Annotated in this window: 24 protein-coding genes; 4 read left to right on the forward strand and 20 right to left on the reverse strand. The window is 47.0% G+C overall.

The window, feature by feature from the left end; translation table 11 throughout:
- Nucleotides 1-182: 182 nt before the first annotated feature.
- The 8 genes from DXT99_RS25370 to DXT99_RS25410 all read right to left on the reverse strand — a co-directional run bounded on the left by DXT99_RS25370 (nt 183) and on the right by DXT99_RS25410 (nt 7,898).
- A complete protein-coding gene (locus tag DXT99_RS25370; RefSeq protein WP_115568404.1) occupies nt 183-746 on the reverse strand; it encodes a hypothetical protein in 564 nt (187 codons plus the stop codon).
- Between the two features lie 82 nt (nt 747-828).
- On the reverse strand, nt 829-1,485 hold the full coding sequence (locus tag DXT99_RS25375) for a DUF4844 domain-containing protein (protein WP_181885265.1): 657 nt from the start codon (nt 1,483-1,485) through the stop codon (nt 829-831).
- A gap of 91 nt (nt 1,486-1,576) precedes the next feature.
- The gene (locus DXT99_RS25380) at nt 1,577-1,912 is read right to left on the reverse strand and encodes a hypothetical protein (protein ID WP_147294310.1); all 336 of its coding nucleotides are present in this window, start codon (nt 1,910-1,912) and stop codon (nt 1,577-1,579) included.
- A gap of 157 nt (nt 1,913-2,069) precedes the next feature.
- Entirely contained in the window at nt 2,070-3,152 is a 1,083-nt protein-coding gene (locus tag DXT99_RS25385) for a toxin-antitoxin system YwqK family antitoxin (protein ID WP_115568407.1), read from the reverse strand.
- Between the two features lie 452 nt (nt 3,153-3,604).
- Complete coding sequence (locus DXT99_RS25390) at nt 3,605-4,036, reverse strand: hypothetical protein (protein ID WP_115568408.1); 432 nt, start codon at nt 4,034-4,036, stop codon at nt 3,605-3,607.
- 743 nt (nt 4,037-4,779) lie between these two features.
- Nucleotides 4,780-5,352, reverse strand: coding sequence for a hypothetical protein (locus DXT99_RS25400; RefSeq protein ID WP_115568410.1), 573 nt, complete (start codon nt 5,350-5,352; stop codon nt 4,780-4,782).
- A gap of 160 nt (nt 5,353-5,512) precedes the next feature.
- Nucleotides 5,513-6,259 carry a hypothetical protein gene (locus DXT99_RS25405; RefSeq protein WP_147294312.1) on the reverse strand — a complete coding sequence of 249 codons (747 nt, stop codon included), beginning with the start codon at nt 6,257-6,259 and terminating at the stop codon, nt 5,513-5,515.
- Between the two features lie 169 nt (nt 6,260-6,428).
- Nucleotides 6,429-7,898, reverse strand: coding sequence for a tyrosine-type recombinase/integrase (locus DXT99_RS25410; protein WP_246001043.1), 1,470 nt, complete (start codon nt 7,896-7,898; stop codon nt 6,429-6,431).
- A gap of 135 nt (nt 7,899-8,033) precedes the next feature.
- Here DXT99_RS25410 and DXT99_RS25415 point away from each other — a divergent pair, with 135 nt between their 5' ends.
- On the forward strand, nt 8,034-8,366 hold the full coding sequence (locus DXT99_RS25415; RefSeq protein ID WP_147294313.1) for a hypothetical protein: 333 nt from the start codon (nt 8,034-8,036) through the stop codon (nt 8,364-8,366).
- Nucleotides 8,367-8,556: 190 nt separating this feature from the next.
- On the opposite strand, the gene DXT99_RS25420 is transcribed toward DXT99_RS25415, so the two are convergent.
- From DXT99_RS25420 to pxpB, 8 genes are all read right to left on the reverse strand, one after another.
- Nucleotides 8,557-9,390 (reverse strand): histidine phosphatase family protein, encoded by an 834-nt coding sequence (locus tag DXT99_RS25420; RefSeq protein WP_115568413.1) that lies wholly within the window; start codon nt 9,388-9,390, stop codon nt 8,557-8,559.
- A 177-nt stretch (nt 9,391-9,567) separates the two neighbouring features.
- Nucleotides 9,568-11,043 carry a membrane dipeptidase gene (locus DXT99_RS25425; RefSeq protein ID WP_181885266.1) on the reverse strand — a complete coding sequence of 492 codons (1,476 nt, stop codon included), beginning with the start codon at nt 11,041-11,043 and terminating at the stop codon, nt 9,568-9,570.
- A 426-nt stretch (nt 11,044-11,469) separates the two neighbouring features.
- Nucleotides 11,470-12,606, reverse strand: coding sequence for a glycoside hydrolase family 26 protein (locus tag DXT99_RS25430; RefSeq protein ID WP_115568427.1), 1,137 nt, complete (start codon nt 12,604-12,606; stop codon nt 11,470-11,472).
- 389 nt (nt 12,607-12,995) lie between these two features.
- Nucleotides 12,996-14,114: a glycoside hydrolase family 43 protein gene (locus DXT99_RS25435; RefSeq protein WP_115568415.1), complete on the reverse strand. Its 1,119-nt coding sequence runs from the start codon at nt 14,112-14,114 to the stop codon at nt 12,996-12,998.
- 186 nt (nt 14,115-14,300) lie between these two features.
- Nucleotides 14,301-15,488 (reverse strand): NRAMP family divalent metal transporter, encoded by a 1,188-nt coding sequence (locus DXT99_RS25440; protein WP_115568416.1) that lies wholly within the window; start codon nt 15,486-15,488, stop codon nt 14,301-14,303.
- Nucleotides 15,485-16,264: a LamB/YcsF family protein gene (locus tag DXT99_RS25445; RefSeq protein ID WP_115568417.1), complete on the reverse strand. Its 780-nt coding sequence runs from the start codon at nt 16,262-16,264 to the stop codon at nt 15,485-15,487. The genes DXT99_RS25440 and DXT99_RS25445 overlap by 4 nt, the downstream gene beginning before the upstream one ends.
- Complete coding sequence (locus DXT99_RS25450) at nt 16,261-17,268, reverse strand: 5-oxoprolinase subunit C family protein (RefSeq protein ID WP_115568418.1); 1,008 nt, start codon at nt 17,266-17,268, stop codon at nt 16,261-16,263. The genes DXT99_RS25445 and DXT99_RS25450 overlap by 4 nt, the downstream gene beginning before the upstream one ends.
- Nucleotides 17,258-18,007, reverse strand: a complete 750-nt coding sequence (gene pxpB / locus DXT99_RS25455; protein WP_115568419.1) for a 5-oxoprolinase subunit PxpB — start codon at nt 18,005-18,007, stop codon at nt 17,258-17,260. Before pxpB ends, DXT99_RS25450 begins: the two co-directional genes overlap by 11 nt.
- 269 nt (nt 18,008-18,276) lie before the next feature.
- Here pxpB and DXT99_RS25460 point away from each other — a divergent pair, with 269 nt between their 5' ends.
- Nucleotides 18,277-20,793 carry a M1 family metallopeptidase gene (locus DXT99_RS25460; protein WP_115568428.1) on the forward strand — a complete coding sequence of 839 codons (2,517 nt, stop codon included), beginning with the start codon at nt 18,277-18,279 and terminating at the stop codon, nt 20,791-20,793.
- A gap of 158 nt (nt 20,794-20,951) precedes the next feature.
- Here DXT99_RS25460 and DXT99_RS25465 read toward each other — a convergent pair whose 3' ends face one another.
- On the reverse strand, nt 20,952-21,473 hold the full coding sequence (locus DXT99_RS25465; protein ID WP_115568420.1) for a DinB family protein: 522 nt from the start codon (nt 21,471-21,473) through the stop codon (nt 20,952-20,954).
- Between the two features lie 200 nt (nt 21,474-21,673).
- On the opposite strand from DXT99_RS25465, the gene DXT99_RS25470 reads away from it, so the two are divergent.
- The gene (locus DXT99_RS25470) at nt 21,674-22,126 is read left to right on the forward strand and encodes a dual specificity protein phosphatase family protein (protein ID WP_115568421.1); all 453 of its coding nucleotides are present in this window, start codon (nt 21,674-21,676) and stop codon (nt 22,124-22,126) included.
- Between the two features lie 196 nt (nt 22,127-22,322).
- A complete protein-coding gene (locus tag DXT99_RS25475; RefSeq protein WP_115568422.1) occupies nt 22,323-23,072 on the forward strand; it encodes a metallophosphoesterase in 750 nt (249 codons plus the stop codon).
- Between the two features lie 24 nt (nt 23,073-23,096).
- Here DXT99_RS25475 and DXT99_RS25480 read toward each other — a convergent pair whose 3' ends face one another.
- The 3 genes from DXT99_RS25480 to DXT99_RS25490 all read right to left on the reverse strand — a co-directional run bounded on the left by DXT99_RS25480 (nt 23,097) and on the right by DXT99_RS25490 (nt 26,052).
- Nucleotides 23,097-23,939, reverse strand: coding sequence for an aminotransferase class IV (locus DXT99_RS25480; protein ID WP_115568423.1), 843 nt, complete (start codon nt 23,937-23,939; stop codon nt 23,097-23,099).
- Nucleotides 23,923-25,059 carry a DmpA family aminopeptidase gene (locus DXT99_RS25485; protein WP_115568424.1) on the reverse strand — a complete coding sequence of 379 codons (1,137 nt, stop codon included), beginning with the start codon at nt 25,057-25,059 and terminating at the stop codon, nt 23,923-23,925. Before DXT99_RS25485 ends, DXT99_RS25480 begins: the two co-directional genes overlap by 17 nt.
- A gap of 111 nt (nt 25,060-25,170) precedes the next feature.
- Complete coding sequence (locus tag DXT99_RS25490; protein WP_115568425.1) at nt 25,171-26,052, reverse strand: carbohydrate kinase family protein; 882 nt, start codon at nt 26,050-26,052, stop codon at nt 25,171-25,173.
- Nucleotides 26,053-26,407 lie beyond the last annotated feature (355 nt).

Genomic DNA, 26,407 nt, shown 5'->3' on the forward strand with positions numbered 1-26,407 from the left:
ACTGGTTATGATAACCGAAGTCTTCTCGCTCGCTTTCTTTCTAAGAAATTTATATGCTACCCAGATCAAGATGAGTGGAATTCCGACAAAGATAAAAGTCACGATAAGGATAGCTACTAAGTAAAATGAATCCATTCAGTTTGTTCTTCTACATTACACACAACGGTTTTGCTATGGTGCGTTTATGCACTATAGGTAGTGTTGGGCAAAGCATTTCTTATTCTTTCTAAAAAGGTGGCTTTACCAGAAATATTTTCTTCCCAACCGCCTATAAGAAAACGGCTTATTTCTTCTTTATCGAATGTAAACTGTACTTGTCCAGTGCTGAACTCTGGAACAATCAAAAGACTAAAGCTGGAACTTGATATAAGCACTTCATTCAGGTTCTGAACTATCTCATAAGAATCAGGTTCTTCGGTAGCATACTTTACCCTATTCCCCATTAACTCAACACTTTCAATTCTGAAATTGTCTGTACTAAACTTTAGCGAACCGTGAATAACTTTCAATTCTAATTGTTCTACTAAAAGTATGTGAGAGAAGTCAGGTGCTATTTCTAACTTATTGAAGTCATAGGATATTCTTACATAGCCAAAGCTTGGAATCAGACGAAGATATATTGATGAAGCAAGGTAGTAACTGGAGTTAGGTGTAGTCTCACATTGTTCTGCTATAATCTGGGCAACAGACTTATTCCAGTCAATCTGACTGTTGATTTCTGGAGATATGATTTCTTTTTTATTCATTTAAGTTTTGCCCAACGGTGTAGTATATGCTACATGCGAGGCTTCAGCCGAAGCATGAAATATATACAGGGTTACCAGAAAGTTATTTTTTTCTAAAGTAGCGAATCTGCTCTAACCTTGTTTTTGCCTGCTCAAATGTGAACTCGTCCTTTCTGATGTGCTCTACGTACTCGTAATTTCCCTTTCTTGACATTTTTATGTTAGGTCCCTTCTCAAGAAGATTATACTCCCCACAGTTGTTACACTGCACTATTTCCCACTCGTAATCTGGTATACCTTCTTCCTTTTTCAGGATAAATGTTTCTAAGGGAGTTTCGCACTTCGTGCAGTCTTGGCTTAATGTCTCCACAATCCTTTCAGGATTCACCATTTCCTTCAACTTCATTAAAGTGGTAAGAAACGAGCCATAGAGCCATGAATTCAACTCGTTCTTAAAATCAACACCCACTGTTTGAGAAATCTGGTAGAAGTAATCAGCAACAAATTCTTTTTCTTCTGTATCTAATGCTGACTTATCTATACTTTGAATGCCTGCTTTTAGTGCTCTTTTGATACTCTTTTCAGAGCTGGATTTTTCAATAACATGAATAAGCGATTCCAAGCAACTATTCAGAGCTGAATCAAGGTAAATCGATAATTCAGTAGAAGATGGATTTAGACCCCGCTTTTCCCATTCTTCATTGGAAAACTTATACTTCTTTAGTAGAGCTTTTAGGCTGCTTATTGTTTCTATACTCAAGATTTTCGTTCATTAAAATTACTGGTAACGGACTTAGCTATGCGGCTGCGAAGCTGCCGTATAGCTAAGTCCGTTACCAGTTTTAATTTTTTTACCATTTAGGGTCCAACAAATGCTTAAGTTCTGAAGGTGTTGGAACAAGATGGGCTGTATCATTTAGATTAAGAACAAAATCTTCTGCCCATTTTAGTCGAATTTTATGTGTTCGTTCTCCATTAAAGATATATAGCCCTTCCTCAATTGGTCCTTCATTTTCTAAGCAAATTGTTTTTGTTGACTTGGCATTTACTTTAAGAGTCCCAATCCTATTAAATCCTTCTTCATCTGTATATTGAAAAAGGGTTAATATTTCGTCATTATTGTAATTGTTTTTGATTATCAAATCAACAGGAGATGAGGCACCGAAACAATATAATGGTGACTCCACTCCATTGCACTTCATTAGAAGTATTGCGATTAGAATCCATATTGATTTTGGAAGGGACCTCATTATTCTATTTTGATTATTATTGGTAACGTACTGGGCTATGCAGAGGGTGAAGCGTAGCGAGCCTTCTGCATAGGTGTGGTTAGGGCTTGTTGTTCTATTTGCAATAGGCTTCTATGGCGTCAATTATCATCTGCTTCTTATCTCCTAATTGATAGCCTTTCAACAGGTCCGCGCAAATTTGCTCTTGCTCTTCTTTAGGCATTTCCGCTTTGTCTTTCGTTGCCATGACTGTGGCCCCGTTCGTCTTGCTCAAGGTCCTGCTGCCTTTAAATTCGTACTTGCGGATTCTGGCGAACGCTCTGTTGCTTAGTGCCTTCATATGCAATGGCTCAAGCTCTAAAGCTTTGTTATAGTCTTTGATGGCTTCAATAAACTTAAAGTCATAGAAATAAGCTGTTCCCCTTTCAAAGTATGCGTCGCTGTAATTGGGGTCCGTTTCGATGGCTTTGTCGAGTGATTTTACAGAGCCTTGGTAGTTGCCGTCCCTGAACTGCTGGTTCGCCTTGGAAAGAAGAGTATGGTATTTATCCTGCTCCTTAGAAGGCATAGCTTTACCAGCTTTGAATTCTGTCAGACGTTTTAGCTTGCCAGTTGAATACCACTCTTCCCAACGACCATTTTCTTTTCCGTCTTTGAACGTGCCCTTGTACTTAAGCTGCCCGTTTGGAAAGTACTGCTCTGCTTCGCCGTTTTCAACCCCATTGCTGTAGTTTCTCTGGAAGTTCATCTTTCCATCAGGGTAATAAACTGTTCGTATACCTTCCACAACTCCTTCTTTGAAGTTGCCTTCGCCTTGCTTCTTACCATCCAGATAATAGTCAATGAAGGGACCTGAATAAGGAGTTGATGAGTTTAAAAGGTGCCACCTTCCGTCTATTCTCTCCATGGCCTTTGTGGATGGAATCTGCTTTAACTCTGATGAGCGGCTGGCATATGCTTTAGTAGTGATGAGAATCACCTTATCAATGTCTTTGTAGCCGTACTGTTCTATTGTTGCTTTATTGGTGAAAACAGTTATCTCCTGAATATCTTCTTCGCTTAATGAACCGAAGCCTTCTTCTGGTTCATCAATAACAGCTATAGAGTCAACTACATAAAGGATTCTTTCTTTTGCTTCCTGGGCAAAAGCAAAGACTATCAAGAATTGGAAAAGTAGAGTGGTAAAGAGTGTTTTCATATATTTATAATCCTGACTAACGCTTCTGCTGAAAATAGCGAATTAAAGGGTAATTTTTCATCTCTGCTTTAAGAAAGGGCAAAGCAATGCCGTAAATTGATTTCTCAATTTTTTAAAAACGTGGTCTAATACACTGCTCTAAGGGAATGCCTATCAAATTTATCATTATCCTGAACGGGGCCTCTAATGAGCCACCACTGAAATTATCATATCTTCTTCATAAAGAAGAAGCTGCATTCCTAACCAGAATTACGCACGAGCTGTGACGCATCAATTAGAATACGGTCTTAGCATAGAGCATCAGTAAAACTACAATTCCACTTCAAAACTGACCATCGTTAGCTATAGAAATCAATAATCATTATGTAGGGAATTTGCCCTAACGGCCGCTTGCATGCGGAGCCTGAAGCGTAGCGAAGGTTGAGCATGCATTGTGTTGGCAAACGTGGTTCTTATTTTATTAGCTTAAAGTAGGTAATGAAGTTAATTGAGTAATAGACTAAAAACATTGCAACTCCTAATCCTATACTTTCAATTACATCTTTGATTCCTAAGCGCATATCACCAAAGAATATTCCGAAAAAAAGTCCTGTTGAGAGACTAAACACAAGCCAAGTATAGACAAGGTTCTGCTTATTTAAACTGCCCCGTTTTGTCAGGTAATTGAAAACAGGCTTTACCAGAATAAACTGTATTGAAGCGAAAGCTGCAAAAAACAGAATAAGGAGAACAATGTCTGAAATCATGAATTCAGCGAGTTCTTTCAATTCTTCATCATAGCTTTCATTTCTAATTCTGTGAATAAAACTTTCAAATTTCAACAACCCGTAAATCACAAGCGTGCCTACAATACAGGCAACCATATGAGAGGCAATCTTTTTCATGCTTTACATGTTTGCCAACGGTACTCGTACATGAGGTGAGCGAGGCGTAGCCGAAGCTTTGCTCATGTGCCTTGTGTGTGCCCAGCATGGCACGAGCTATATTTCGAAAGAAATATACTCAGATTATCCAGAGGGTGCAAATCCCTTATCGGCAAGTTGGTGAAGCCGATTAGCAAGCTGCAAGGGCGTTACCCGTGAGGGTTGGTCTGAAGGAAGCAGGACTGCAAACACCTGAACTGACGAACAGAAACTGCATAAGAGGCAGGGAGTCGTGGGTAAGCAAGCACATCTTTGCAAAGCCCCTGGCCAACAAACGGCTCTGTGTAGATGCAGCAGGGTTAGGTGGAAGGATAAGCGTCTTACCTGGGGAGGCCTTGGAATAGATTCGGTTTCTATGGGCCAAGGAGTCAGCAGCGGTCATAGTAGTCACCTGGAAACGAGCCGTAAGCACTACGGAGGCCTCACAGAGTGATGAAGGACCAAACGTTAAGTTGCCCGAAATCCGATAAGGAGGTTTAAACCTTGAGTTTGCTAGCCTTATCTCAAACTAGGGCAAGGGCATGGTCGGTGTAAAGAGCGACTGTGCTATCCTTAACGAACCGCCGAATACGCGAACCGTACGTTCGGTGGTGGGAGAGCCTCACCGTGAGCAATTTTGCTCACGGCGGGCTACTCGATTGTGGCAATTTTGTTTTCTGTAATAACTATCTTGCTTTCATGACATAGGCTTGCCTCAAACAGTTTTACTTTAAATGGTATCGCTTTCCATAGTAAGTAAAGCCAACTAACCCCACATTATTTGCAATTATTACAGAGTCAAGGGTAATAGGCGAAAACGATTTGTTATTAAAAATTAAAATAACATCATCATAGGTTTTGCTTCCAACTCTATAGCGAGCCATCTTTTTTGCCTCTTTCCCCTCTTCTGCTTTCCTGTGGATAGCCCACATTGCAAAACAAAACGTGTTATTGCTGACCGCTCTACCATTCAAATGATTAGTATTGAATAGGTTAAAATAAATCGAGTCTGTTTTAGCTTGGTTCAGGTAAAGAGTATTATTGATGTACTGGTAATTATATAATTCCCCGCATTCGGTTGTGTTTATCACAGTAGTATCGAGGCCAGTGAAAGCAAAATCTGTAGTGTTGCCTAACTTGTCTTCAAATGCTAAGTGGCCTGTACCTCTAAGTGGCACCCAACTTTTACTTCCATCTAAATACATATCTTTCCTGTTACAGTCATCGCATTGAAATGATGAAGTAGCACATTGAATAAAAAGCAGAATCAAAATTATTTTCCTAAATTTCATTTTCATAGATATTAAATAGTCATTAATAGTAATGAATGCTTATCCAAACCTAAAACTATAATGTCTGGTCTGTTTTCTTCAATAATTCAAATTCGCCACAACGGTCTCGTACATGAGTTGAGCAAGGCGTAGCCGCAGCTTTGCTCATGTGCTTGGTTAGCCAATTTTATTTTACAATAAGCCTAAGATAAGCAAAGTCTTTCTGCTTTGGCTCGCCTTGCAGCAACTCATACTTTTCCATTGGAATCACTTTCATGATGATTGCCTGCGAAGATTCCCAGCGCATTTCAAAAGGCTCCCAATCCTGCTGCTCTATCTCAAGATACTTCTCAATACCTTTTCCTTCTCCTTGTTCTACCACATTCCATACTTGTATACCATTAGGTGAAGGTTCCATCACGGTTGGAATAGAAATGTTTGCTAAGTGCTTTTTGTCTGGTGATACAACTGGCTCTGTCCATGTTGTTGCTGCTACTTCACCAGTAGTCATATCGACAAGGTAGGTCTGATAATCTTCGTAGAAGCTACCAGCAACAAGGTATTTGTTCAGGTCTTTGTTCTGACCCAGATACTTATACTCTCTAATGTCAGGGTCATCAGTATTTAGAAGCGTATCAGTGAAAGCTTCTATTGGCTTCCACTCCCCATTTATTTTTAAATTTATTACACCATTTACCTTGCGAGCTTCATATTTGCCCATGCTAAAGCCAGTAATATGTTTTGCTGCCGCTTTGCTGAAATCTTCTTCTGTTGCTTGCTCAATAGTATACTTTAAAGAAGGTAATTCCTGTTCTTCTTTGCCTTGGGTGGTAGCTTCGACTGGATTCGCTTCATTTGAAGAAGACTGTTCTCCAGTTTGACTGGTGCAACTAAGTATGACCAACGTTAAGGGTAGAAGAAGGGCTTTTTTCATTAATTGCTAATTTTGGCTAACTAGCAGCTAAACGGAGTTATTCGGCTTATCTGCACTATGTGTGGAGTAGCATCTGCTACCTTGGCAGATCCAGTTGCACCTATTCTTATATAACACATTGTAGTTTCAGCATCCATAACATATATCCTATAGCTAATATAGTTGTTTCTCATAGATTATCAAGCGGGCTTACAATTTTATCCAATGCATGTGAGGTTACATGGGTATATATCTCTGTGGTCTTGCTGTTCCGGTGGCCCAGTAGCACCTGTATGTAACGCAAATCTGTGCCTTGCTCCAATAAGTGGGTGGCAAAGGAGTGACGGAGCGTATGCGGTGTCACTTTGGTTTTTATTCCTGCTTTGGCAACACAAGCCCTGAAAACATTGCGTGTGCTGTCTACAGTGTACTGTCCCCCGTGTTGTCCCTCAAAGAGCCACGCCTTTGGCCTGTATAACTTATAGTAGTCCCGCAAACTTTGCAATAGCTTTTGAGAGAGCAGTGTGGTGCGGTCTTTCTTGCCCTTTCCCCCACGTATCAGCAAAAGATTCCTGTCAGACTGCACGTCCGTGAGTTTGAGATTTATCACTTCCCCGATTCTTAGCCCACCGGCATACAGCAGCTGCAGGAGGCAGCGGTGCTTCAGGTTATCAGTGGCCGATAATATCCTGGATACCTCCTGCTTGCTGAGCACAGTGGGCAACCTGTCTGGTTTTTCTGGCCGCTCCACATTATTGAGCTGTACTTCGTGGCGGCCCAGCACACGCTGATAATAAAACTTAACCGCGTTTATCGACTGATTTATGAGCGAACAGGAATAGAGCTGGTTCTGCACCATGCTTCTGTGATAATGGTTAATCTCCTCCTCCGTAAAAGTCTGAACAACTTCGATACCCTTGTCTTTGTGCGCATTGAGGAAACGCAACAGCAAACTGTGGTAAGTGCGAAGGGTATTCATGCTGTAGTTAAGCAAAAAGAGTTTTTCAAGGTACGGCAGAGGACAGGTAATGTATGCAGCGCCCTTCTCGTAGGTTTGCTCCCAGAGCTTGCGCATCAGGGCCACGTCCTTCACCTGCAGTTCCTGGCTTAGCCACAGCCATCCTGCCCCCTGCAACTCATCAGACAGCACTAGAATGCTGCCACCACCCGGAGGCATCGCAAAGCACTTCAGCGCTTTATTCCAGCGTGCTACCTTGCTCAATGCCAGCCTGCTGTAAATTTCCTGGTTGTACTTATAGGTTATACCGATGAGTGTGCCACCACCTTCCTCCAGCATGGGCTGCAGACGCACCACCGGCAGGTCAGCTATTTTCTGCATAGTCTCTCCCCGGGCCTTATCCGCCAGAAGAGGCGTCTGGCTGTCAGGCCTAAGCCTTTTAGGGCGGTACAGGTAACGGCTGTTCACCTGCGCCAGCCCCTGAAAATGCGCATAAGTCCTCTCAATGTCCTGCGGTGTGTGGTGCATCACAAAGCATTTGTAGGTCTTGCTGTACTTCAGCCAAGAAGCCTCTTTCAGCCGCTTATTGACAAAGGGGTTAGGCTTATGCCACAGGCGAATATATTTTTTCCCTGCGTGCTCCAGCAGATTGAGGTACACAACGGCCTGAGAAGCAGATGATCTAGAACTAAAATCCGTCATAGTCCAATAATACAACTTTTAAATACTGTACCCGTGTTATTACTCGAGTATATCCGAATCTACTCGAGTAATAACACGGCTAAGAGAATGGAGCACAGCACTTGTATTCAATGTGGTAAACAAATGGCAGGCAGGATGGACAAACGCTACTGCTCCGACCAATGCCGCTTTCTGCAAAACAACCAGAAGCGCAGAGAAGACAAAGGCGAAAAGCTGATGGCAAAAGTCAATGCAACCTTAAGAAAGAACCGAACCATCCTGCGCCAGGCAAGCCCGCTGGGTAAAACCACCATCCGGAGGCAGGTGCTGGAGTTGGCTGGCTTTGACTTTCGCCATCATACCCACCTCTACCGCACACAAAAAGGCAACACCTACCACTTCTGCTACGACTACGGTTATCTGCTGCTGCCTGAAGACGGGAAAGTGCTCATCGTAAATTGGCAGCAGTACATGGAGAAGCAGGGATAAGCGCCAGCTCCAAATACTGCTTTGGAAACGCAAGTTTTAAAGCATAAAACAGGCGTCCAGAACAGGCATGAGAATAACCTACTACTATAAAACCAAAGAGCCGCTCCAACAGATATTGGAGCGGCTCTTTAGTCATCACATTCTAATTTGCAGCGTACGCTATACTTTTCCTTTAACCAACAGCTAACAGTTAATTTATGCTTGATGTTAATTGGTTTTCTTCTTTCACTTCATCATCAATCTTAACCAAAATGGTTGTGGCCAGGTAGCCGTTGCCACCATCGCGCACAACCCGCCAGCCCATATCCTCCAGGTTCTGCTTTACATACCGGTTAAGAAAGCCATGGGCTACAAGCACTACCTTTGGTTTTTCCTCACTTGCCTCTGCTAATTGCAGGGCCGCCTTACGTGCCCGTTCCCGTGCATCAGCAAAGCTCTCAATTCCATTCCGGTCAACGCCCAGCATCCACTTTACGCGGGCGAAGGCAGTCCATAGCTTTATTGGCAGGCGTAACCTGGGGCTAAATTTGCCAATAGTAGTTTCAAACTCCCTGAAGTCCGGGGAATATACCAGCTCATTTTCAGTACCGAATAAATATTCCGCAGTGGTGCGGGCCCGGTTGATAGGGCTGGAGAAAATGGCTACCTCTGCTGTATCTCCAACATTAAAAAATGGCTCATCCGGTACCACTATTCCTACAGAATCGTAGTTAACAAGGAACTGACTGGCTTCGTCATAAGAAAACTTCCCTGTTTTCGTCAGCTCAGGTTCGCCATGACGCACGAGCGCAATCTGCCGCAAATTGCTGTATTCTGATATTACCTCGTCTTCAGGAGAGATAAAGCGGGTGCTTTGGCAAACAGGCGCTCCATTAGCAGTAACATAGGAGGCTTCTGCATTCAGCTCCTCGTATATTCCGGCGATGTTCTGGATGATATGATGCTTTGGTAACTGGACTTGCGCCGCCGCCGGCAGTGCTGCCAGCAGGGCGCAGATAAGAGGTGTTAAAAGAAGTCTTGCCATATCCAAATAACTGACATATAGCAGCGATGGTTCCGTTAAAACGTCTGATTTAAAGGCAATTTAAAATCCTTTAACCACCGCTATTTAACCTTTTACATGATTTAAACATACGTTGACCTCTCTTTTTGAATTAGTGCATCCAACACTATGCCTTGTAGCAGATGTACCGTAGCACCCTTACAAAAAATGCTTTTTCAGAAAGTTATAGCCGTTCCGGAACATGATGTTCTCCACCACCTGCTCTATGTTTCTGACGGAGAAACCTGCACCCGGGGTGTATTCTTCGAAAGCCTGCTTTAGCTTGTCCGGAAGCTCACAAAAATGACTGGAAGAAACGCAGGCTTTTATCGGGTTTATCAGGCCGTCGAAATCGGAGCCTATACAGATATGCTCCCACGGGTCAACCTCCTTTAGCTCCTCCCCCACCTTCACGATGTGGAAAATAGTATTGACCAGGTGCCGCAGGTGCAGTTCCTGAAGCTGGTGAAAATTAAGCCTGAGGATACTCCGGGAATTTTCGTCCTCTTCCTCCTCCATGTGTTCTTCCTCCTCGTAAGCCCTCACCTGTTCGCCGCAGAACAACTCGCTTTCATGCACGCTTACAAACTCTTTCTCTACTGCCTTCTGCCCTATCAACAGTTTTACTTCTGCTCCAAGAATACGTTCATCAAATGACACTCCGATTAGTCCGCCTGAAAGCAGGATCTCTGCAATATCCTCATCATACAGGTTGATAGAAGTAGGATTGAAAAGTGTGTCCGGCAGGTGCCCCTCCGGCTTGTCGTAAACCACCTTTATATAATTTTTTTCCGCATGCGTTTCAACTTTTCTTTCTGGCATGCGCCTGTAAGAGCAGCCTGTTACTCCTGCATGCGAGGCAATAAGCGGGATTCCGTTCCAGCCATTCTCCCGCCTGAAATCATACAGCATCAACCTCGATTTAAGGCTCATATGCCTGGTGTCAATCAGCAACCTGTAGGGTAGCTCTTCATAGCATTTTCGGATGAGCTCTCTGCCGGCCTCCTGTAAGCCATTGCCGGATGGAATAAACTCGTCCTTGTCAAATATTTTAATACCGAAGGCATGGTTACAGAACACATTCTGCGTCAGGTGCGTCACAGTGAGGTAAAGGAGCCTGGGGCTCTGCTCACTTCTGACAAACTGCTCCAGGTTATGCAGGATGCGGTTTACGTCGTCACGCTCATTCCTGCCATAATAAAAGGCATGGGCTCCCTCCACACTGAAAAGAAGGTGCAGGGTTTCCATATCGTCCGGGTCATAGTCCCGGAAGCTTTGAAGCACCTTCACGCTTTTGGCAGCTCCTGCCTTAGCATCAGGGTTAGACATGACGCGTGTCAGGTTCTCATATTCTTGCTTCAGCAACTGCAGGTAAGGCGTCTCCCCGGAAGCTATCTGTTTTAGCTGATCCCTGTTCACGTACTTAGGCATCAGGTAAGAAACCTCATGTAGAAGACTCCGGTCAGCAATCTTCATCTCCAGCGGGTGAAGCGCGGCGCAAACAAGGTTACAGCAGCCTTCTGAAATCTGACTCAGGTTGCTCTGCGAATCCACGATGTGGCCAATTGGATCATCAAGCACCACACTAACCGTTTGCCAGCAGTTGAGCCTGCTCTCGCCAGGCAATTGGAACATGGGCTTTAAGGAAACGTGGCAATGTAAGTCAAATGCTTTCATGAAATCTATGGACAATTTAAGGGTTACTGATGTTACGCAAAATCAAATTTATATAGTTTTAATCCTGGCAGTCAACCTGCTTTTAACTTAATGCTCCGTTAATACCTTAAGCTCCGCAAGCTTTTACTAAAAACATACCGCTCATCCCGCTCATCCAGTGCTAAAGGTGCAGCAGCAAATCTGATGCAAGGAGTGGCAGGACGGTTACAAGGAATGCATGGCAGGAACAGCTTTATAATGGCTAAAAGAACAAAACAGCAAAGGCCGCTTTAACATCTGTTAAAGCGGCCTTTGCTGTTTTAGAAAAAGAAAGACTCATCACACTCTTACATTTACATCAGAGACACAAACCAGGAAAGTCTTTTTCCTGCTACTGTTTACATTTTAAAATATGCCTAAAAACTTCTTCCTTTTGTAGATGTTGTTCAGGTCTTTCTCAAACAAGACATAGGGGTCGTGGTAGAATTTCATGAAGTTCGGCACACTTACCTGCCCCGGAAAAGGAGCATAATAATGTGTGGGGCTTCGCGTATCGTTCCGCCAAACCAGCACGTAAGCGAGGCGCATATCGTCTCGCTTCATGGTTCTCAACAATGTGTTTGTCCACCAGGTGGTATCAGGTATCGACTCCAGCCCTGTTTCAGTGAAAGCTGCCAGTTTACCTGCTTTCTTTGCATAATCCGATACAATTTTCAGTTTCGCGGCTGCCGTATCAATGGCATAGCGGTCGCGCCCCATATCTCCGTAGTTGTCCATGCCCACCATGTCTACCCATTCATCCCCCGGGTAACGCTCCAGGAACTCCGCCTCGTTCTTAAATTTGTTGTCAGGCGAGAAAGCGTAAATAAAATTGTGTACATCCAAGCTATCCCTCAGGTAAGAAACCGTGAAGCGCCAAAGGGAGATGAACTCTTCGCGGCTGGTATGCCCCTTGCCCCACCAGAACCAGTCACCATCAAACTCATGAAAAGGCCTGAAAATAACTGGAGCCAGCTTACCGTCAGCACCCCTTACACTGTGGGCCCATTCGCCAATACCATTCAGAATCTCCTTATACTGCTCGTGCGCTTCGCCGCCCGGAATGATGTATTTTACCCCCGGCAGCGAAACAGTGTCTACCCAGTAAAAGCCTCCTCCGGATACCGGGTTTGAGAAATGCCAGGCAACCGTAGTTACTCCACCGCGGTTGTAGGTATCTATTACGTTCTTCCTGACCTCCTCCTTTGCCCTTTGTATGGCCTCCGGCGATCTGCCCGAAAACCCGCTGAAATCAACGCCAATTACTGCCGGATGCGAGCCGGTAACCGATTTTACGTCAGAACGGTCTTCGTCGCCTCGCCAGCCGTGACCATATTCGGTAGCGTGCTGGTGCCCGAAGAGCGTGTGGTTCTCAGACAATTTTCCGAGGTTATGATACAGGGCTTTTGTTTCTTTTGTAGCAGATGCATCTATCGGCTTTGTACCGACGCAGCCTGTTAACAGCAGGCAAAACAGTACAGGCAGCAGGAAGAAGTGTTTCATGAAAAGGTATTTTTGATTCATTTTAATACTGGAAGCAAGATACCACCGCTCGCCGGGGTTTGCAATTTGTAAAACTGGTAGAATCTGTTTACAGTCTTTGGTTTGAGCGCCCGGGGGAAGCAGCAATGCCATCAGCTTAATAAAAAATCTACTATCATCTCCCTACGTCCTTGCTGTGTCTTTTAACCAGCAAGCAAGTTGTTGGTGAACATGCAACAACGGTAGCAATATTCACAAGTTGACGGCATTGGGCAGGAGCAGGCCTTTCTACCAAACCGGATTCTTACAGAATGAAAGGTATAGTATACACATGCAGTCTTAAAACATCAAAAGCCGCCCGAACAGGAAGTTCAGGCGGCTTTTAATAGATATAGTTTAGCTACTGCTTCTTAATTAGAAGCAGTTTCATTATAAGCCGTGATGGTTTCGATGGTGCCATCCGGTCTGTGGTTCAATTCCGCTACCTTGATATTGCGCAGGTGATTCTTACCAGAAATTTGTGTGTCATGATAAAACACGTACCACTGGCCATCCTTCTCCACAATAGAGTGGTGGTTTGTCCAGCCTTGTACTGGGTTTAACAGCACACCCTGGTAAGTGAAAGGCCCGTAAGGGCTATCGCCAACGGCGTAGGCAATGTTGTGCGTGTCGCCGGTAGAATAAGAGAAGTAGTACTTGCCGTTATACTTGTGCATCCAGGCTGCCTCAAAAAAGCGTCTTTCGTTGTCACCCGCTAGCAAAGGCTGACCGTTCTCGTCCAGGAGCTGCACATCTCTTACTTCCTCAGAGAAACTCTTCATGTCTGGGCTCATGCGCGCCACTTTAGGCATCAGGGCAGGCTGGTCATCAGCAGGATACTCGTCGTTCGGGTTGTACTCGCCGGTGCTCCAGCGCTGTAGCTGCCCACCCCAAATACCGCCAAAGAACATATAAGCGCTTCCGTCATCGTCCATATAAACAGCAGGGTCCATGCTGAAGCTGTTTGCAATCGGCTCCGGCTCTGGTGTGAAAGGTCCTGTTGGAGAATCACTGGTCGCTACCCCGATTCTGAACACATCGTTTTTGTCTTTAACCGGGAAGTACAGGTAGTAAGTGCCGTCTTTGAAAGCAGCATCAGGCGCCCACATTTGTTTGCCCGCCCACGGAACGTCGTCAATGTCTAAGGCAACACCATGATCTGTAACTTCTCCACCAACACTATCCATAGAGTATACATGGTAGTCTCTCATCGCGTATTGATCACCTGTGTCATCATCAGGTATACCGGCATCTATATCGTGCGAGGGGTAAATGTAAATTCTGCCGTTGAACACATGCGCGGAAGGATCGGCGGTGTACAAATCCGTCACCAATGGCTCATTCAGGAATTCCTGGTTTGTGTTTTCGGCAGTTGGCGTCTCTGCACCAGCGTTATCATCTTCTACATTTGTGTTCTGGCAACCACTTGCTAAAACAGAAGTGGTTAAAAGAACAAAGAGTGATTTTTTGAAATACGATTTTTTGTTCATTTTTACGGTTGATTATCAATACATATCACAGGAAAAACTTAAACCAAAGGATGAGAAGCGAGAAGTTTTTTGTTTGCCTGATACCAAACATACGATTTTATGAAATCGGTTGCAAATAATATATGCAAAAAGCATGAGCACTTACTCATTTTTTCTATTATTAATGCTTTATGCCTACAGAATCATCTAAAACAGCTCCGGAAATTGCTTTACAAGGGTAAACCCGCCCATCCATGCCATCACAACAACCACTATCACGCCAAAAATGGTGAGCCAGAGTGGATGCCTGTAGCTGCCGACTACCCTCCTGTTATAGGCCGCTACCAGCATAGTGCCCAGCGTAACCGGCAAAATCAACCCGTTTAAGGCACCGGCCAATACCAGCAGCTTTACAGGGCGGCCAACGAAAAAGAAAATCGCTGTGGAAATGGCAATGAATGCGATGATCACCCAATTTTCGTTCGCCGCTATACCTTTGTGAAATGATTTAATAAAGGAAACCGAAGTATAAGCAGATCCTATCACGGACGTAATAGCTGCCGAAAGCATTACAATACCAAACAATTTATACCCCAGGTTGCCCGCTGCCAGCTGAAAAACAGAAGCAGGCGGATTAGCAGGGTCTAGTACAAGGCCCTTACTGATAACGCCAAGCGCAGCCAGAAAGAGAAAAACACGAATAACAGACGCCACCGTGATACCGGACACGGCACTGGTGGCCACTTCGGGCAACGCTTTCTCGCCTTTTATGCCCGCATCGAGCAAGCGGTGGCCACCGGCGAAGGTAATGTACCCGCCAACTGTTCCGCCAACAAGCGTAATAATGGCTATGATATCGATTTCATCAGGAAGGAAGGTTCTCACGGCCGCTTCTGCAACAGGAGGAGCAGAAGTGGCGGCCACAAAGACAATCAGGAGGATCATGAGCAGGCCCATGACCTGGGCAAAGCGGTCCATTACCTTACCCGCCTCCCGTACCAGGAACACGCCCATCGCCACAACTGCCGCAAAAATTGCCCCTACTTCAGGAGAGATGCCAAACAGCACATTCAGGCCCAGCCCTGCACCGCCCACGTTGCCGATGTTAAAGGCCAGCCCGCCCAGCACAATCAGCACGGCTACAAAATGACCTAAGCCCGGCAAAACAGTATTGGCAATATCCTGCGCCCGCTTCTCCGACACCGCAATAATACGCCATACGTTCAGCTGCACTCCAATGTCAATGATAATGGACACCAGGATCACAAAGCCAAAACTGGCAGTAAGTGTTTGCGTGAAAACAGTGGTTTGTGTTAAGAAGCCAGGACCTACTGCCGAGGTGGCCATCAGGAAAGCGGCTCCTAAGAGCACACTCCAGTTCCGCTTTGGCCTCATTTAACTGCCCCGCCTTTTGCCTGCAACAGGATTCCCTCACTGGTAAGCACCTCCTGTATGTGGCGCGCAAACGACAGAGCATGCGGACCATCGCCATGTATGCAAACCGTATCAGCCTGTATGGCAATCGCCTCTCCCTGTTGTGTTCTTACCTTCCCTTCCTTCACCATGCCGAGCACCTGCAGAATGGCAACAGCCGGATCCGCGATAAGGGCATCCGGTGATCTTCTGGGAGTTAAGGTGCCGTCCTGCTGGTAAGTACGGTCAGCAAATACCTCATTGGCCGTTGACAGTCCCACCCGTGCTCCCGCTTTGATGAGCTCGCTCCCGGCAAGTCCGTACAGTACCGCCTGCGGCTTTACTTTGTAAACAGCTTCCGCAATAGCTTCTGCCAGCCCGCTGTTTGCAGCAGCCATGTTATAGAGCGCCCCGTGTGGTTTTACATGGTGCAGCTCTCCTCCTTCCGCCTGCACAAAAGCAGACAACGCACCCACCTGGTACACCACCATATTGTATACCTCCTCCGGGGAGACAGCCATTTCACGACGGCCGAAACCCACCAAGTCAGGCAAGCCGGGATGCGCGCCAATGGCAACGCCATGTTCCAGAGAGAGCTTCACCGTTTGCCGCATTACGGTGGGGTCCCCGGCATGAAAACCACAAGCTATGTTAGCGGACGTAACGAAATGCAGTATAGCCGCATCATCCCCGAGCTGGTAATTGCCAAAGCTTTCGCCCAGGTCACAGTTTAAATCAACGTGCAACTGCTCGCTCATATGCTGGTTTTAAATTGTAATGCACCTTTTATCTTTTCGATACTTTTCTCCTGCCTGATGTAAAGCGACTGTGCTTCTTCCAGCGTTACTTCCTTAAACTGGAGCTTATTGCGTGGCGCTAGCTGGGCTAATTTAGAAAAATCGGCGGTAATTACCTGTGCAATGCGCGGATAGCCACCTGTGGTCTGGTGGTCGGCAAGCAACACAATCGGGTAGCCCTCTGCAGGCACCTGAACGGTGCCAAAAGTAACAGCACTGGAGAGAATATTAGTCTGCTCTGCCAGCGATAACCTGGTGCCCCGCAGCCGGTAGCCCATCCTGTCTGACTGCGATGTGACCTGATAGGCCATGCGCCAGAAATCCTGCTGGCTTTGCGCTGAAAAGAGTCCGTACTCAGGCCCCTTCAGCACACGAATTGGCTGCGGTTCCGCATAGGTAAAGTACAACGACGAATCAACAGACCAGTTTGTTTGTGCCCCGGAGTTCTTGTTTTGCGCTTGAATGATACTGCGCAGGAATGGTTCCAGTGTATCCGGTAAAGTTCTGCACGGGAGTGTATCTCCGGCTTGCAAAGGTTTTCCGTGCAAGCCGCCAAGGCCGGCTTGCAGATAGGTGGAGGAGCTCCCCATCACCTGCGGAATGTCAAAGCCTCCGGCCACGGCAATATAAGCCCGGCAGCCGCTTCGGGGAGAACCAAACTCCAATATGCTTCCTGCTTCTACAAATAAAGGCCGCCATACTTTAACAGGTTCTCCATCAATTTTCGGGGATAAATCAGCTCCCGTAATAGCGATAAGCTGCTGCTGCTCAAACTTTATCTTCGGGCCCATCAGCGTCACCTCAATTCCCGCCTCCGTCTCTTTGTTCCCCACCAGCACATTGGCGGCACGAAGGGCAAAGCTATCCATGGCACCGCTCACAATAATGCCTTCCTTCTGATAGCCGTGCCTGCCCAGGTCCTGAATAGTAGTCAGAAGTCCGGAGCTGATGATCTTAAGACTCATGTCGCTGCTCCTTTCTCTCTTTATACGCTTCTTCTGTTATCGCTGTAAACCGGACAAGGTCACCGGCTTGTAATAAACTTGGCGAAGTACCTTGCGGCGTAAAAAGGGGAACAGGTGTACAGCCAATCAGTTGCCAGCCTCCGGGAGTCTGTATCGGGTAAATACCCGTTTGTTCGCCTGCAATGCCCACCGAACCAGCCGGAATCTGTAGCCTCGGTGTCTCCTTTCGTGGCGCAGCAATGCGTTTGTTCATACCTCCTAAATAGGGGAAGCCGGGGGCAAAGCCGATCATATACACCAGGTACTCCTGCTGCGTATGCAGCGCAATTACTTCCTCAGGGCTTAGTTCATTTATCTTCGCCACAAACTCCAGGTCCGGCCCATGCTCGCCTCCGTATGCCACAGGAATCTCCACTACCCGTGGCGCTGCGTTTTCTGCTTCATCAGCTACAAACGGCAGCATGCGCTGTAAAAAGCCAGTTACCTTGGTGTAAGGGTTGAGGTTCCCTCTCTCACTTATAACCCAGGGGTTATAGTAGACGGTAACAGTTGTATAGGCAGGCACAAATTCTATTAACCCCAGGAAGGGATGCTGTTGCAGGTAAGCGCTGAATGCCCGCACCTGTTTATGCGTCTGTTCACTGATTTCATTTCCAAATTCTACCACCACTGCGGCATCTCCCAGGGGGTACAGCTGCACAGCCGGTATTTTACTTTGCTCTTTCTCCAGGTTAATCATTCCATTCAGATTGGTGAAAATCGGGTACCAAGGCAGCTAAAAAGGGATAAAACTCTTTTTAGCTGCTCCTTCTCTTAACAAAAACAACGGCATCTGCTTATCTTGGTTTTGTCCTGTGCCTGATTTGCCTCCCGAACGATTAGCTAAAAGTAGCCATAAGTTTGTATTTTTGGCATAGTATGAAAAAGAACTATATCCAAAGCTTAGGTGCAGGCCTGCTGTTGTTTACGTGCGCAGCCTCCTTTTCCTGCAGCGAAAAAATAACGACAATGGCTGATTCTATTCCCGTAGAAACAGGTGTTTCAGAAGAACTGGCTGCTTACAGAAAAGAGGTTATCAGCAGCCTGGCCTACGACATTCGCCTGGACATACCCGAGGAAAAGGCGCAACCGGTGCTGGGCGCAGAAGTCATTTCTTTTAACCTGAAAGAAAACACCCTTCCCCTCCAAATAGATTTCAAGGAGAAATCAGACCACCTGCAGCAGGTAACCGTGAACGGGAAACAAATAGAAATTGACCACCGAAACGAGCACCTTGTGATTCCGCAACAGTATCTGCAGGAGGGGCAAAATCAGGTGGAGATACAGTTTATAGCCGGAGACCTTTCCCTGAACCGGAATGAGGAGTTTCTGTATACCCTGCTGGTGCCGGACCGGGCACGCACAGTTTTCCCGGTCTTCGACCAGCCCAATTTGAAGGCTTCTTTCAAGCTGTCGCTAACGGTGCCGAAAGATTGGAAAGCCCTTGCCAACGGTCCGCTTCTTGACTCGCTGGTGACGGAAGACAAAAAAACCTACCGTTTTGCCGCCTCCGATACCATCAGCACCTACCTTTTCTCTTTTGCCGCAGGCAAGTTTGACCATGTTTCCAGGGTGATAGATGGCCGCACGATGCATTTCTATCACCGGGAAACAGACGAAAGCAAGCTGGCGCTGAGCATGGATCCTATCTTCCAAATTCATGCCGATGCCCTTGCCTTTATGGAGGACTACACGCAGATCCCCTACCCTTTCCAGAAGTTTGATTTTATCGCCATCCCGGATTTCCAGTATGGCGGCATGGAACATGTGGGGGCCATTGATTACAAGGCTTCCTCTCTTTTCCTGGATGAAGGTGCTACGCAGACGCAGAAGATATCCCGTTCCAACCTGATAGCCCACGAAACGGCGCACATGTGGTTTGGCGACCTGGTGACGATGCAGTGGTTCAACGATGTGTGGATGAAAGAAGTCTTCGCCAATTTTATGGCAGACAAAATTACGCAGGTAGCGCTCGAAAACTCAAACTACGACCTGAAGTTTCTGATAGACCATTTCCCGGCGGCCTACAGTGTAGAACGCACCGCAGGCGCCAATCCCATCCGGCAGCCTTTGAGCAACCTGCAGGATGCCGGCTCCCTTTACGGCAACATTATTTACCACAAAGCGCCTGTAGTGATGCGCCAGCTGGAACGGCTGATGGGCGAAGAAGCTTTCAAAGAGGGCTTGCAGGAGTACCTGAAAACGTATGCCAATAACAACGCCACCTGGCCCCAACTGATTGAAATCCTGGATGCCCGCACACCCGAAGACCTGCAGGCCTGGAACCAGGTATGGGTAAATGAACCAGGCAGGCCCATATTCAGCTATGACCTTAAAACCGAAAACGGAAAAATAAAGCAGTTAGCACTGAAACAACAGGGCGAAGATGGTTCTGACCGATTGTGGCCACAGTTCTTCGAGGTAACGCTGGTATACCCAGATGGACAGAAGGAACTCACGGTTAATATAAATGAAAAAGAGGAGCTTGTAGAGGCCGCTGCAGGGGAACCAGCACCTGATTTTATACTCTTCAACACCTCCGGCCAGGGATACGGCGTGTTTCCGGTAGATGAGCAAATGCTGCCTTCGCTGTTCTCTTTAGAGGACCCGGTTGTGCGGGCATCTGCTTACATTAACCTGTACGAGAACATGCTGAACAGTCGCGCCATTGAGCCAGGGCAGTTACTGAACTTCTACCGCAAGGGGCTGGAGAAAGAGACGGAAGAGCTTAACCTAAGGCTGCTGACGAGCCAGGTAGAAAACATCTTCTGGAAATTCCTCACGCCGGAAGAGCGGACACAACTGGCCCCTACCCTGGAGCAGGAACTGTGGAGCGCTATGCAACAGCAGGAAGCGGCCAATTCTAAAAAGCTACTCTTCAAAGCATACCAGAGTGTCGCGCTAAGCAAAGAAGCGCAGGACAAACTGTACCAGGTATGGGAAAAGCAGGAAGCGCCAGCCGGCGTAAAGCTGACAGAAGACGATTATACTTCCCTTGCACTGGCCCTCGCTCTCCGGGATTATGAAACAGAAGAAAACATACTGGAGGAGCAAATAGCCCGCGTTCAGAACCCGGACCGTAAACAGCGGCTGCGGTTCATGATGCCAGCTTTATCAGCCGACGTGCAGGAAAGAGATGCTTTCTTCGCCTCTCTGAAAGCAGAGGAGAACAGGGAGAAAGAGTCCTGGGTAAATGCTTCCTTAGCCTACCTGCATCACCCCCTGCGGGCTCAAACATCTGAGAAATACCTGAAGGAGAGCCTGGACCTGCTGGAGGAAATTCAGCTGACGGGAGACATCTTCTTCCCCTACTCCTGGCTGCAGGCAACTTTTGGCTCCTACCAGAGCCCGTCGGCTGCCAGCACCGTACGGACTTTCCTGGATGCGCACCCCGATTATAACCCTAAGCTCAGAGCCAAGATTCTGCAGGCTGCAGATGATCTTTTCAGGGCGGAGAAGCTGGTGAAGACACAGAAAGGATCCTGATTAGGGCAGAAGAACGCTTTGGATTGACTGAATGTATTTGTAAGAACCCACCCCTAACCCCTCCGAGGAGGGGTTAGGGGTGGGTAACAGGCCTGCTGGTCAATAGAAACAGCAAGCGTGATGTTACGAAAGCACTAAATCAAAGTAATCGCCAGAGCTTACTCCGCCTTGTTTTGCACAACACGTGCCGTCACGGTTAGCTGCCCCACATGGCGCATGGTGTGCTCCGCGGCATGTACCAGAAGCCCCAGCACATTAGATGGAATCTGCGCCCACCCTACACCACGCGGCTCCAGTAGTTTCTGCGCATCGGTGTTGCGCAACTGCTCCAGTGCCTTGTCTACCTGCTTGCTAAACATTTGCACCATGTCCTGTACCCTGCACTCCGCCTCCGGGCATTTCCCTTCCGTGGCAAGGGCATCCAACTGCTCCTGGGTCAGCGCCTGCCCGCGTGCATAGGAGAACAGCCGGTCAAGTACTCCGGTGAGATGCTGCAGATGAAAACCCACGGAAGCCACGCCTGCAGGTCGCTCCCACAACAAAGTAGCAGGATATTCCTGCATAAGTGCCTCCACTTCTTCCCTTGCCTGCAAAAGTGCATGGGCTACGGGCTGCAACAGGGGCGGCATATCCTGTAACGGGCCGCGGAGCCATACTTCACGTTTATCTGTTTGAGCCATTTAATCCTACTCTGAAGCCTTATGAGGTGTGTCTTATCACAATTTTACGAACAAAGTATCACATACCGAAAGCGAAAGTAATCCTACACCAACGTTTGTTCGTAATCAGAATGGAACCCAACTAATGTAACATATTTATTATGAATAGTTTACAACCAATATTCATCCAAACATTCAGGTTGTTTTAATGTATTATACATATGGACCCTGTCCGGCCATGGTTATTTGTTGGTAAGTTCCGGGATACATTGAATCCCAAAAATTTAAAGGCCAACAACATCGAAGCAATGCTGCAGTTTGCAGAATTGGTGGAGTATCCCGGCATTGTTTCATTTCATCTTGCCGTGGAAGATGGTATCCCACTAACTACCGCAGATTTTCAGCGTGGCATGCGCTTTATATTGCAGCACCATCAATCAGGCAAAAAAGTACTCATTGCTTGTGGGGCGGGAATAAGCCGTTCTGTCATCTTCACTATTGCTGCCCTACGGGAAACAGAGGGAACAGCGCTGCTCACTGCCTATCAGGAAGTTGTGAACGCTCATATAGAAGCGCTCCCACATCCGGCACTTTGGAAATCGCTGTGCACTCATTACCAGGAGAACATTCCGTACATACAGGTTTTGCGGCTTTATAACAGCGTAACAAGCTGAGTATGGCAAGAGCTTCAATCCCTTACGCTTACCCTGAGCCAAGACTTGTACAGTTTTCCTACACACATAACTACCAGTATGATTTCATTCTGGCAAAACCCTGAAATAACATAAGCTAAACAAAATCCGTTAAAACACTCTGCTTCTGTTTCAAAAACCGGGAAAGGAGAGGATTTTTCAACACACGCTTACCGTAATGCGAAGATTCGTTATGTCAGACAGCCACGGTGGCTACGAAGCCATAGTGCAGTGTCTTAAGAGAAGTGGATTTGATAATGAAAAGGACAAACTGTTCTTTCTGGGAGATGTAGTAGATGGCTGGTCAGAGACAATGGAGAGCATAGACCTCTTGTTGAGTATTAAGAATCTGGTGTACATACTGGGCAACCATGACCAGTGGGCGCTTGATTATTACTCTGGCAAAATGAAACAGGATGAAGAGACACTTAACCTGTGGTTGCTGCAGGGCGGGTCAGCTACTGTAAAATCCTATGGTGCGGGCAAGCCGATGCCTAAAGAACACCTTGACCTGTTACGGCAGGCCAAACTGTACCATGTTACAGAAGACAATATCCTGTTGGTACATGCTGGCTTCGATACAGGCACACCACTGGAGAAGTCAACCTCCCATACCCTCATATGGAGCAGAAGTTTCGTAAACCGTTGCTATAGCAGCTATACAGAAGACCAGCCTGTAACTATAGCGCAGTACAGAGAAGTGTACATAGGCCATACCCCTACCATGGCGCTGGATCCGGCACAGACAACTCCCCTACAGCTGGGTAACGTCACCATAACAGATACAGGCGCAGCTTTCAGAGGTCGCCTGTCAATCATGGATATGGACAGTAAAGAAGTATGGCAATCAGATAAGGTGATGTGCCTGTACCCTTACCAGGAAGGCCGGAACGCCATAAGCTGGAACCAAATGAGCCAAAAAGGCTGACCGCTCTTAAACCTGGTAATGCTCTTAGGCTTCACGTTCCTCTAGCTGAATCAAGTCCTGCAGTAACGAAAGGGTGACAGCCCCAGGTTTGCCATTGCCAATCACCACGTCATCTACCTGTACCACAGGCAGGATTCTTTTGGTGGTACTGGTGAGAAATGCTTCGCTGGCCTGCCTGATATCATCCAGTGTAACGGCTCCTTCTACCACTTTATACGTTCTGCCCGCCAGTTCCAGCACATGCTTTCTGGTGATGCCGCGCAACACGTCCTCAGCTGGTGTCACCACAGTGCCATCCTGCTTCACAATAAAGAAATTGCAGCGCGGAAACTCTGTCACCAGCCCCTCCCGATGATACAGCACATCATCTGCCCCATTCTCTTTTATTTTGTTTATGAGCCGGATACCCATGGAATAATTGATGGTTTTGACAGTGGGTACTTCCCGCACATAATCGTGGGTAATTACCTTTAGCCCCCGCTCCCGCAGTGCCTGCCCCGGCAATCTAAGCGGTTGTTGTATGATGAGCAGGCTAGGGTCTCCTATGTCATAGCCACTGTCAGAGTAACCGCCTGTCAGAATAATTTTCATGCCTGCCATAGGCAGCCTGTTCAATTCAATTAACCTGTAGATAGTGGTTTTCAGCGCATCCTCTGAAAGAGGTACTGCCAGGTGCATGCGCGTGGCAGAGGCATAAAAGCGCGCCAGGTAATCCTCCAGGAACAAGGGCCGTCCATTGATGATTTTGAGAAAATCAAAAACGCCGTAGCCCCGCTGTATGGAAAGGTCGCTGACGTGCAGATACGCCTGGTCCAGTGGTACAATCTCGCCGCGGACGAAAGCGTGTAGTTTATTTTCTGATGACACGGTATTGCTTTAAAATTTGAATCACTTTATCAAGCGGTAATGCCTCTACTACATGCTGCTCCTTTCCTTCTGTGGTCTCAGCTTTGAACAGAGAGTTGATAATGGCCTCCTCGGTTGCTTCAATCACAGCCATAAACAGCGGCGACATTTCGTCGTTGCGCAGCAAAGTTACTGTTTGCGTTTTTTCTTTGGTAGCATACGGAATACGAATTTCAGGATGCGAAGAGAAGGCTATTACATAATCCCCGCTTCCGTTAGAGGCAATGCCACCGGTTTTAGCCAGTCCCATCATGGCCCGCTTTGCCATACGCTCCAGGTTACGGGCATCCACGGGCGCATCTGTCGCCACGATGATCATGCAGGAGCCGTCGGCGCTGTCTTTTATATGCTGGCTGCCGAAATACTGTTTCAGCTCCTCTCCTACCGGGGCACCGTCAATTTGCAACACACCACCGAAGTTGGTCTGCACCAGCACCCCCACGGTATAGCCACCCATCGTTTCCGGGAGGTGTCGGGAAGAGGTGCCGATGCCGCCTTTAAAGCCGAAAGTAACGGTTCCGGTACCCGCACCCACATTTCCTTCCTCCACAGCGCCACGCTTCGCCTGCTGAATGGCTTGCAGCACATGGGGCTCGGTTACATGCCTGCCGCGGATGTCGTTCAGGTAGCCATCGTTCGTTTCGCCTACCACCGCATTCACCGACTGCACGTTCTCGTTTCCCGGCTGTTGTAGTGTATAGCCTACTACAGCATTCAGGGCTGTGCCCACGTTAAGGGTATTTGTCAGGATGATGGGCGTTTCGATGTTCCCAAGCTCCTGCACCTGTGTGGTGCCCGCTAGTTTGCCAAAGCCATTCCCCACATACACGGCAGCCGGTACTTTATCCTGGAAAACATTTCCTGCATGCGGTAAAATAGCCGTTACACCTGTCCGGATATATTTCCCCTCGCGCAGCGTAACATGCCCCACCTGTACCCCGGCCACATCTGTGATGGCATTTAAGCTGCCTGTCGGTAGTACGCCTATTTTCACGCCGTACTCCCTCGCCCGTTTCCGCTGCTGGCTCCATGCCTGTGCTGTAATGCCGATCATCAGAAGAAATAATAAAAGTAACCTCATAGAATGTTCGTGTCTTTGCTTAAAGATACCTGATGTTCTGCATTTTTTATCCTCTTTTGAAGAGGGGACTTTTACACACTTGTGCCTTATGATTCAAGTTGATTATCAAGCTCAGCCATTAATCAAATCTGTAACTTTTTCAGGTGCTATTTCAGGAGTAGCTCCCTTATGTGTTGCTACCAAAGCTCCCATCGCGCAAGCCTGCTGTAGTGCCTCCGGGTATGTTTCCCCTTTTATATGATTGCCGAGGAAAGAGGCCAGGAAAGCATCTCCGCTGCCGATGGTATCCTCTACTTCCACGGCATACCCCGCCTGCTCAAAATAGCCTTCGTCACTCAGCACAGCAGCGCCATTCTCGCCTCGCGTTACAATAACGGTTTGCAGCGCGTATTGCTCTTTGAGGAATTCCATACCGGCTTTTTCATCTGTAAATGCCTGATGCCACCCGGCAATTTCCATCAGTTCGTGGTGATTCATCTTCACGATATCCGCCTGCTTCAGCAAAGGCTCCAGCACTTCCCTGGAGTAATGTGGCGGGCGCAGGTTCACATCAAACACTTTTACTTTTGCTACCTCAAGTAAAGAGAGCAGGGTATGGCGCGATGGTTCGCTGCGTGCCGCCAGACTGCCATATATAAAAAAATCGCTTTCAGCACCGAGCTGCCGGAGGTCGTCGTTCATCTGTATGTAATCCCAGGCCACAGGCTGCACAATGTCATAGCTTACTTCGCTGCGATTGCTCACATTAGCCATCACCACACCAGTCTGCTGCTCCTCGTCCTCCTGCACCCATTGCGTTGCCAACCCTTTCTGCTGCAGATAATCTAACAGGCCTTTTCCTAACTCATCGCGGCCAACACAACTGATGACTATAGGTGTAAAGCCCTGGTACTGCAGGTGAATCGCCACATTCATAGGAGCCCCTCCCGGTAGCTTTCCGCTGGGCAAAATGTCCCAAAGCATCTCTCCAAAACAGGTAATCTTCGTGTTCATGCGTGATGTTTTTATGGTAAGTGTTAGAGTGTAGGTTTAGGGCTGATGGACTAAGTTCCAGATATCAAATAAATGTCCATAGGTTTAATCATCCCCCTACCTCCTTCGAAAGAAGACTTTTAATCTACACTTTCTATCTGCATTCTCTACGTTCAACACGTTTATTCAACTGAACAGGTAGTCTTTTGTCAAACTGTCCTTTGTCCTGTTTCAAAAAATCCTTTGCCAAACTCTTAGAGGCTGTTTTGATTTAGTTGAATAGAAAAGTAGGTGCCGGTTGTTGGGTAAGAAAAGTTTGCAGACTTATGACTTACCTAAGTGATTTAACCGACACCCAATGGCAATGTATAGAAAA

It is taken from the genome of Pontibacter diazotrophicus (assembly GCF_003367245.1).
Taxonomy (GTDB): Bacteria; Bacteroidota; Bacteroidia; order Cytophagales; family Hymenobacteraceae; genus Pontibacter; species Pontibacter diazotrophicus.

What these genes read in the sequence shown, in the direction of transcription:
- DXT99_RS25370 (WP_115568404.1), bottom strand. Translation starts at nt 746, where the DNA reads ATGAATAAAAAAGAAATCATATCTCCAGAAATCAACAGTCAGATTGAC.
- DXT99_RS25385 (WP_115568407.1), bottom strand. Translation starts at nt 3,152, where the DNA reads ATGAAAACACTCTTTACCACTCTACTTTTCCAATTCTTGATAGTCTTT.
- DXT99_RS25390 (WP_115568408.1), bottom strand. Translation starts at nt 4,036, where the DNA reads ATGAAAAAGATTGCCTCTCATATGGTTGCCTGTATTGTAGGCACGCTT.
- DXT99_RS25400 (WP_115568410.1), bottom strand. Translation starts at nt 5,352, where the DNA reads ATGAAAATGAAATTTAGGAAAATAATTTTGATTCTGCTTTTTATTCAA.
- DXT99_RS25405 (WP_147294312.1), bottom strand. Translation starts at nt 6,259, where the DNA reads ATGAAAAAAGCCCTTCTTCTACCCTTAACGTTGGTCATACTTAGTTGC.
- DXT99_RS25410 (WP_246001043.1), bottom strand. Translation starts at nt 7,898, where the DNA reads ATGACGGATTTTAGTTCTAGATCATCTGCTTCTCAGGCCGTTGTGTAC.
- DXT99_RS25415 (WP_147294313.1), top strand. Translation starts at nt 8,034, where the DNA reads ATGGACAAACGCTACTGCTCCGACCAATGCCGCTTTCTGCAAAACAAC.
- DXT99_RS25420 (WP_115568413.1), bottom strand. Translation starts at nt 9,390, where the DNA reads ATGGCAAGACTTCTTTTAACACCTCTTATCTGCGCCCTGCTGGCAGCA.
- DXT99_RS25425 (WP_181885266.1), bottom strand. Translation starts at nt 11,043, where the DNA reads ATGTTCCAATTGCCTGGCGAGAGCAGGCTCAACTGCTGGCAAACGGTT.
- DXT99_RS25430 (WP_115568427.1), bottom strand. Translation starts at nt 12,606, where the DNA reads ATGAAACACTTCTTCCTGCTGCCTGTACTGTTTTGCCTGCTGTTAACA.
- DXT99_RS25435 (WP_115568415.1), bottom strand. Translation starts at nt 14,114, where the DNA reads ATGAACAAAAAATCGTATTTCAAAAAATCACTCTTTGTTCTTTTAACC.
- DXT99_RS25440 (WP_115568416.1), bottom strand. Translation starts at nt 15,488, where the DNA reads ATGAGGCCAAAGCGGAACTGGAGTGTGCTCTTAGGAGCCGCTTTCCTG.
- DXT99_RS25445 (WP_115568417.1), bottom strand. Translation starts at nt 16,264, where the DNA reads ATGAGCGAGCAGTTGCACGTTGATTTAAACTGTGACCTGGGCGAAAGC.
- DXT99_RS25450 (WP_115568418.1), bottom strand. Translation starts at nt 17,268, where the DNA reads ATGAGTCTTAAGATCATCAGCTCCGGACTTCTGACTACTATTCAGGAC.
- pxpB (WP_115568419.1), bottom strand. Translation starts at nt 18,007, where the DNA reads ATGATTAACCTGGAGAAAGAGCAAAGTAAAATACCGGCTGTGCAGCTG.
- DXT99_RS25460 (WP_115568428.1), top strand. Translation starts at nt 18,277, where the DNA reads ATGGCTGATTCTATTCCCGTAGAAACAGGTGTTTCAGAAGAACTGGCT.
- DXT99_RS25465 (WP_115568420.1), bottom strand. Translation starts at nt 21,473, where the DNA reads ATGGCTCAAACAGATAAACGTGAAGTATGGCTCCGCGGCCCGTTACAG.
- DXT99_RS25470 (WP_115568421.1), top strand. Translation starts at nt 21,674, where the DNA reads ATGGACCCTGTCCGGCCATGGTTATTTGTTGGTAAGTTCCGGGATACA.
- DXT99_RS25475 (WP_115568422.1), top strand. Translation starts at nt 22,323, where the DNA reads ATGCGAAGATTCGTTATGTCAGACAGCCACGGTGGCTACGAAGCCATA.
- DXT99_RS25485 (WP_115568424.1), bottom strand. Translation starts at nt 25,059, where the DNA reads ATGAGGTTACTTTTATTATTTCTTCTGATGATCGGCATTACAGCACAG.
- DXT99_RS25490 (WP_115568425.1), bottom strand. Translation starts at nt 26,052, where the DNA reads ATGAACACGAAGATTACCTGTTTTGGAGAGATGCTTTGGGACATTTTG.